Annotated in this window: 6 protein-coding genes and 1 pseudogene; 4 read left to right on the top strand and 3 right to left on the bottom strand. The window is 35.8% G+C overall.

The genetic code is table 11. From position 1 onward, the window contains the following. The coding region (locus B4113_RS15120; RefSeq protein WP_235598030.1) for a UPF0236 family transposase-like protein at positions 1-329 on the top strand (329 nt) is incomplete at its 5' end. A gap of 171 nt (positions 330-500) precedes the next feature. Here B4113_RS15120 and B4113_RS15115 read toward each other — a convergent pair. Together B4113_RS15115 and B4113_RS15110 are read right to left on the bottom strand one after the other, a co-directional pair. After that, positions 501-2,225: a HAMP domain-containing sensor histidine kinase gene (locus B4113_RS15115; protein ID WP_033844667.1), complete on the bottom strand. Its 1,725-nt coding sequence runs from the start codon at positions 2,223-2,225 to the stop codon at positions 501-503. Then, on the bottom strand, positions 2,222-2,932 hold the full coding sequence (locus B4113_RS15110) for a response regulator transcription factor (protein ID WP_033019551.1): 711 nt from the start codon (positions 2,930-2,932) through the stop codon (positions 2,222-2,224). The genes B4113_RS15115 and B4113_RS15110 overlap by 4 nt, the downstream gene beginning before the upstream one ends. A gap of 98 nt (positions 2,933-3,030) precedes the next feature. Here B4113_RS15110 and B4113_RS15105 point away from each other — a divergent pair, with 98 nt between their 5' ends. The 3 genes from B4113_RS15105 to B4113_RS15095 all read left to right on the top strand — a co-directional run bounded on the left by B4113_RS15105 (position 3,031) and on the right by B4113_RS15095 (position 5,448). After that, positions 3,031-3,714 carry a membrane protein gene (locus tag B4113_RS15105; RefSeq protein WP_033844666.1) on the top strand — a complete coding sequence of 228 codons (684 nt, stop codon included), beginning with the start codon at positions 3,031-3,033 and terminating at the stop codon, positions 3,712-3,714. After that, a complete protein-coding gene (locus B4113_RS15100; protein ID WP_033020020.1) occupies positions 3,714-4,631 on the top strand; it encodes an ABC transporter ATP-binding protein in 918 nt (305 codons plus the stop codon). Before B4113_RS15105 ends, B4113_RS15100 begins: the two co-directional genes overlap by 1 nt. Positions 4,632-5,259: 628 nt before the next feature. Next, positions 5,260-5,448 (top strand): hypothetical protein, encoded by a 189-nt coding sequence (locus B4113_RS15095; protein ID WP_033844665.1) that lies wholly within the window; start codon positions 5,260-5,262, stop codon positions 5,446-5,448. Positions 5,449-5,695: 247 nt separating this feature from the next. Here the strand turns inward: B4113_RS15095 and istB are convergent. Beyond that, positions 5,696-6,211 (bottom strand): annotated as a pseudogene (gene istB / locus B4113_RS15090) (IS21-like element helper ATPase IstB); the annotation flags it as partial. Positions 6,212-6,367: the final 156 nt, after the last annotated feature.

The following is a 6,367-nucleotide window of genomic DNA, read 5'->3' as shown; positions in this document are numbered from 1 at the left end:
ATACACGCCCAACGTATGCCCAAATGCCTCTCGTCCCTTTGGTATCAAGGGATGAGAGGCATTTTGTTTGCCTAGTCACTGTCGAACTCGGGTGGAAGGACCAAGGACTTTGGGCGTTTCTGAAGGCGATGGTGGCCCAAATCGACGGAATAGGGTGGAGAACGGGGCAGTTGGAGGAGGAAGAGCCCCAGCGGATCAAACAGGCCAAACGGAAGGCAGGGCGGTTGTTGGCGGAGGTGATGCGCCAGAACATCCCGTATCTTCAACAGTCATCGGGGACGCCGATCTACCAAGCATTGTCGGCGCTTCGGGATGGCGGGTGGATGTAAAAAAACGGATCGAGCAAAAATCAGCTCAAGAAGAGGGATGAGAGTCCGAAAGCGCTTACGATATCAATTCCTAAAAATGGTCTATCAACCGGTGATTGACAACGCCCGTAGTAGACCGAAAAAATGTTCTCCACAAAGTCTTGACTGACTCCATCAAGTGTTTTTAGTTTTTTATACATCATTTTTATGGTAGAATACAACTTTTATGATAGTTCCGACATGTTTCTGACTTTCCACTACAATTTCTCCACCGTGAGCCACTACTAGCTGATGAGCTATTGCCATTCCTAATCCGGATCCACTATCATTATCTTGAGTATTCCCGCCTCGATAATAACGATTAAAGAGGTTTTTCACTGTTTCTTCATCCATTCCTATTCCATTATCTTCTATAGAGATAATCGTACGTTGATGGTTCGATTCAACTTTGACTTTGATTTTTGTCCCAGGCTTATTATATTTTACTGCATTAGTCAGTATGTTATCTAATATTCTCATAAACCACTTTAGATCGATCTCAAGAAAGATGGTATCTTGAGCACTCTCAAAATAAATTTCTTTATCTTTAGCTTCGGTCGTTGTTGAAAAAGTAGAGAGGAATTCTTTGATTAAAGATACGATGTCCGTTTTTTCTTTATTAATAGGGAGAGCATTATTTTTCAGTCTGTATGTTAGATTTAGATCTTCAATTAACTCGCTCATATACACTGCTTTCTCTTTCATGATACGTCCCATTTCCATTATTTCTTCCGAAGACCATTGATATTGGTTAGATGCTAATAAAGCAGAAAAACCATATAAAGAACTCAATGGTGTCTTTAAGTCATGAGAAAGACCAGTAATCCATTCCTCTCGAGTTTTCTCCATCCTTCGCTGATTTTCTTCATTTTGCTGCAAAGTCTTAGACAAAGTATATAAAGAATCGACAACCTCTTTAAATATTTTATAACGCTTATGTAAGCTCCCTTTCTTATTTAATATTGGTACCCTCCCTTTTTTGTCCTTTGGTTCCATGAAATTCCCTTTTGACATATTATTAATCCATTTCATCATATAAAGCAATGGTTTACCGAACTTCTTACCATACCAAATTGAAATAATAATAGCGAATACAATAAGTGTACCGAAGACAATAAGAAAGCTCTTCAAAAAAGAGGCACTAATGATACTATCGGTAATGTGGTCTGGACTGTAATAGGGATTGTAGGTGCCCACTAAAAAAATCAGGTCTTTTTCTTTGAAATAATAACTAGAAATGTCTACTTTAGAATTCCAAGGTCTTTTTTTCATTGACAGAATCTCTGTATAGGTAAACTTTAAGTTTGGAGGCGCATGATAGCTGTATACCACATTTCCACTTGCGTCGTAGATTTGAATCCATGCATCATTTTTAACTAAGTACTCTTTAAAATCAGTATTGATATTAGGAAAGGAGTTTGATCGTAACAGTGTGTTTAAGATCTGTTTACTTTTTAATGGCTCTCCATGAATGATAGTAACTTCTGAAGAATTTTCTTTCTCTAAAATCCAATAATGGATCCGAAAATTGTTTAAATCCATGGATAAAATGTCTGTAAAACTATAGCGTTTTGGCAATTCTTTTGGTGTATTATATTCTCCGATCACATAACCTTTCGAATCGACAACTTGTAGCCATCCCCCTTTTTTCTGAATAGATTCCTTTATACTCTTATTTATAACTGCTTTGCCATTTTTTATTGTGATTGCAAGATCTAAATACTCTTCACTCACCCTCGCAAAATCAGACTTCATTTCCGATTCCAAAATAAAATAAGATAAAAAAAAGAAAGAACCTAAAATGAATAGCAAAATAAAACATAACATGAGGATAAAATGTAATACAAAATGCAAGGTTAACCTTTTACTTAGGCTCATGGTTGCATTTTCTCCTCAGTAACCAATTTATAACCTATCCCCCTAACAGTTTTTAAGTATTGTGGATTGCTTGGATCCTTTTCAATTTTCTCTCTAATTTTTCTAATGTGAACCATGACAGTATTATCGTCAGTCAACTGATCATCCCCCCATACCTGGTAATAGAGCTGTTCTTTTGTAAAAACTTGGTTAGGATGTTTGCAAAAAAAAGCAAGGAGTCGGTAAACCTGGGCCGAACAAGGTACAGGTTTGTCTTCAACGATTAGCTCAGCTGATGTCAAATTAAGCTTAAAACGTCCAAAATCTAAAATTTCTGCTTGTTTTTCATTATTCTTAGAAAGATATCGTTGTAGTTGTGCCTTTACTCTAGCAACCACTTCAAGAGGGTTAAACGGCTTTGTGATGTAATCATCACATCCATGTGCAAATCCTGTTAATTTATCAAGATCTGATGATTTAGCTGAAATGAAAAATAAAGGGGCATCACATATTTTCCTAATAGCTCGACATATATCTAAACCCGACATATCCGGAAGCATAATATCCAAAATGATAAGGTCAAATTTTTTTTGCTCAAGTAGACGCAACGCATCCGTTCCATTTGTACAAGTATGTACAGATGTGAACCCTTCTTTGTTTAACACGAGCTTAAGCATATTAAGAATGGATTCTTCATCATCAACGATTAAAATTCTTGAATTTTCCATAATACCAACTCCTTTGCAATTTAAGAAAATGTTAAGGTGCCGTTAATAAGGAAATAAACTACTTTATATTATACTAAAAATTGAAAGGAGTGATTGGTATGTGGACGATTTGTTTCCATGAGTTTAAGGGACTTTTTAAAAGTATTAAATCCATTATTATCGTTGCCATTATTTTTGGAGTTACTTATTGGACGGCAGATTTAATGACAACCATAACAGATCGGTTAGATGTCAACACGGGTAAGGATGGATATGCTACCGGTATCGCATCTATTGTATTTTTATTAGGGTTTCTTTTCATTTCAAGTTTATCACACGATGTCATCAACCGAGAAGTGAGTACACGAACAATGAGGTTTCTTGTGACCAAAACTTCTCGGGTTAAAATCATTATTGGTAAATATTTAGGGATTTGGCTGTTTTGGTTTTTTTGTATTTTTACATCCTTTGTTTTAATTGCATTCGTATCTAAAAACTTTTTATGGTGGGGCATCTTAGAATGTATGGGGTTTATTTCAGTAGCAATCGCCTATAACCTTGTTTTTTCCGTTATCTTTCCAAAACCAGCGATAACCATGTTTTTTGGTGTTGTTTTTGCCTTGGCTTTTCCAGTGTTAAGTTTTTTGGTAATCCATTCAAATAACGTTTTCATTAGTTGGTTTAAATTCTTTACTCCTTACTATTATGCTTTATTAGGTGATTTTTACATATTGGTAAATTTTATTTATGCAATTGGGTTATTAATGCTTGGAATTGTGTTGTTTAACAGGAGGGATTTGTAATGAATGTGATAGAGGCTACAGGGATCACGAAGATTTATGGATCCAAAACAGTGGTAGATAATGTAGACTTAAAGGTAAAGAAGGGGGAAATTTATGGTTTTTTAGGAAGAAACGGTGCCGGTAAATCTACGTTTATCAATATAATTAATGGTATTATAAAACCTACTTCCGGAAGCTTTAAGTTGTTAGATGAACCAAATTTAAAAAAAGTTAAGCACCGTATTGGAGTTTTACCTGACTATTCAACATTTTATGACTCATTAACTGCTATAGATCATTTAAAATATTACGCAAAAATAAGTGGATATAAGGTTTCAACAGAGCATTGTGAATACATTTTAAAACGAGTCGGCTTACTGGAACATGCCCATAAAAAGGCTGGAAAATTTTCATTTGGTATGAAGAAAAAATTGGGAATTGCTCAAGCTATTATACATAATCCGGATTTAATCTTTTTAGATGAGCCAACCTCTGGTATTGATGCGGAATCTGGTTTAAATATTCAAAAATTAATTGTAAATCTACAAAAAGAAGGAAAAACAATTTTTATGACTTCTCATAACCTCCATGAAGTGGAAAAGATTTGTACAAGAATTGCCATCATGAAAAATGGTCGTATTTTGAATGAAGGAACATTAGAGGAATTAAGATCCCATTATATGTCTTCTATTCATGTGGATATTAAGCATTCGCCATTTCCACAAAAAGAATTAATTTTAAAGTTTCTAGAAACTGTTGGCCGTGACATCAAGACAACAGAAAATAGGACTTCTTTAGTCGTAGACTCAGAAGAAAAAATCCCCCTGATTATTCGGGCATTCACCAAACATAAAATTGACATATATCGAGTTAATGTACATGAACCTTCTTTAGAGGAAATCTTCTTAAACGATAATCTAGATGTGGTCGCTAAATAGCTCTAGTGCTTGCGTTCTTTTGATGGAGAGTCGAGATAATTGAAAATGAGAAGCTTAAAATTCTAATTGCATACTAACTTTATTAGATGATTATAACCTCTTTTTACTTTAAATTTAATTACTTGTATATTTTTTCTGTGCTGGTATGATAAGTTTTTAGGAACGATTACAAAAAATTGGTCATTGATATTATCCCCATCTTCAATATCAGATACAATTTATTAATGGGGTAGGTTTTTCTAATGATCAAAGTATTCCATATTTACACCTCGTGATTGGTTGAAAAAACTTTAGATAAATAACTCATTTACCTAATTCAAATGAATATAGCGTTCAGTATGACTCTAAAATTTGTCAGAAAGTAAATGTTTGTTCTTGTGTCGTGAAGTCTTATGAAAATAATTGATTGAGAATTATGAGGTAATAAAAAAATATAATTGCCCCAATCATTAAAATTTCCTTCAAACATAGGGGGGAAAATCCAACGCCGCGGCCTGTTTTCTTAATTAATAAACTTAAAACTTCATACGATAGCTAGAGAAATATGTTTTTTAAACATAAGTTGATAACAACGATTTTAAAAATTAAGCTATTAGTGAGATATTAATAATGAGAATGGAGGATTCTAATGAAGTTCTTATTAGATATCGTGTTTTTGATAGGAGCGCTAGGTACAATTGGTAGGTATGTTGGAATTGAGTTTTTCAAGGAAAACTCGACATTGTTCCTAATTTTGTTTGTAGCGGGTGGATTTGGCAGGCTAGTCTTTTCAATGAAAGAGCAAAAGAATTCTGATGAAGTTAAAAGCCAAAAATGATATGATCCCCTTATAGTAGACAGAAAAAAGAAAGCCAATTAATCTGTCTACTATGGAGGGGATTTTTTTATAGGAAAAATACGAAAAACATATGATGCAAAGTTTAAAAAGAAAGCTGTGGATTTATATTTGAAAGAGGGCGTGGGATACGAAACGGTGGCGAAAGAATTGGGTATTAGTGTTTTTTGCAAGCAAAAAGTGCAGAGAATTGCAAGAAAAAATACATAGGCTTGCCTGCTCCATGAATTTATCGTTCAACCGAGTGAGAAGGGGGTGACTGAACGGCAGAAAGCGCGTGCCGCAAGCGGTAGCTCTCTCCCGTAAACGCGAGAATGTGGGCGTGATGGACCAAACGATCCACCAGCGCCGCCGTCAGGCGGTTGTCCCCAAACACCCGATTCCATTGTCCAAACTCTAAATTCGGTGTCACGATGACACTTTTTCGTTCATAACAATCGGCAATGATGTGAAACAGCAGTTCCGACCCCTGCTTTTGAAAAGGTACATAGCCGAGTTCGTCCAAAATCAACAGCTCGCATGTGTCGATTTGCCGTTTGAGCCGTCCGAGGGTGCCGCCTTTTAACGCTTCTTCGAGCTGGGCGACAAGATCGGCGACACGGAAAAACCGAACTTCATGGCCCCGTTCACACGCTTTTAATCCTAATGAGGTGGCGAGATGGGTTTTTCCTGTTCCCGGCGAACCTAAAAGCAGGACGTTCTGTTTTTGCTCCAAAAAGCGAAGGTCGCAAAGTTCTTCCTTCGAGATCCCGAGTTCGACAGTTTTGAGACCATTTTAGGCAAATGAAAATGGCCAAAATGCTGCAATATCAAGGATTTCATGATGCAGATCCTAGGAAAAAACGCTGAATTTCATAGGCACACGACTTTTCTATTTTAACTTTTAAAATAGCTGAATATC

Origin of the sequence: Geobacillus sp. B4113_201601 (genome assembly GCF_001587475.1) — a bacterium.
Classification (GTDB): Bacteria; Bacillota; Bacilli; order Bacillales; family Anoxybacillaceae; genus Geobacillus; species Geobacillus icigianus.
Note: the sequence above shows the minus strand (reverse complement) of the source record. Positions and strands in the feature narration are given on the sequence as shown.